At 45.5% G+C, this 808-nt stretch carries 1 protein-coding gene; it reads right to left on the reverse strand.

Annotation, left to right across the window (positions count from 1 at the left end; genetic code table 11):
* Positions 1 to 13 precede the first annotated feature (13 nt).
* The coding region (locus ICN12_RS10750) for an IS3 family transposase (protein ID WP_216272503.1) at positions 14 to 808 on the reverse strand (795 nt) is incomplete at its 5' end.

The following is an 808-nucleotide window of genomic DNA, read 5'->3' on the forward strand; positions in this document are numbered from 1 at the left end:
AATCCCCCCATTTTTAACTTAAGCTAAAAGTAGAAGCTGGTACTGCAAGTGCTAGTTTTTGCTTTGGTGTAATTCCACCTAAGCCCATGTTCGGTCTTTCATGATTGTATGTCCACATCCAATCGGTAGCAAAGTCTTGAACTTCATCAATCGATTCAAAGAGGTATTGATTAAGCCAATCGTAACGTACGGTGCGGTTGTATCTTTCAATATATGCATTTTGTTGTGGCTTACCAGGTTGGATATAAGTCATCTCTATTTGATGTTTCGCAGCCCACTGCACAAGCACACTACCCACAAGCTCGGGGCCATTATCGCAACGTATTTTGAGTGGTTTTCCACGCCACTCAATGACTTGATCTAGTGAGCGTACCACTCTGGCTGCTGGCATAGAAAAATCAATATCAATGGCTAAGGCCTCCCGATTAAAGTCATCAATTACATTAAACAAGCGGATGGATCTGCCATCGTGCAACTGGTCATGCATAAAATCAATGGACCACGTATCGTTGATGCCCTCAGGCACTGCCAATGGCACAGGCTTCTCGCGAACCAAGCGTTTATGGGGCTTGATCCGGAGGTTCAGTTCTAACTCCCGATAGATGCGATAGACCCGCTTATGGTTCCAAGTAAAGCCCTTCACATTACGTAAGTACAAAAAGCAAAGCCCAAAACCCCAGTTACGCTGGTTCTGAGTAAGGCGCACCAGCCAATCAGCAATGAGGGCATTGTCGGTCGATAGCTTCGGGTGATAGCGATAGCAAGTCTGGCTAATGACAAAGGTATCGCACGCTAAACGGATGCTCAT

It is taken from the genome of Polynucleobacter sp. AM-25C3, from assembly GCF_018882335.1.
GTDB lineage: Bacteria > Pseudomonadota > Gammaproteobacteria > Burkholderiales > Burkholderiaceae > Polynucleobacter.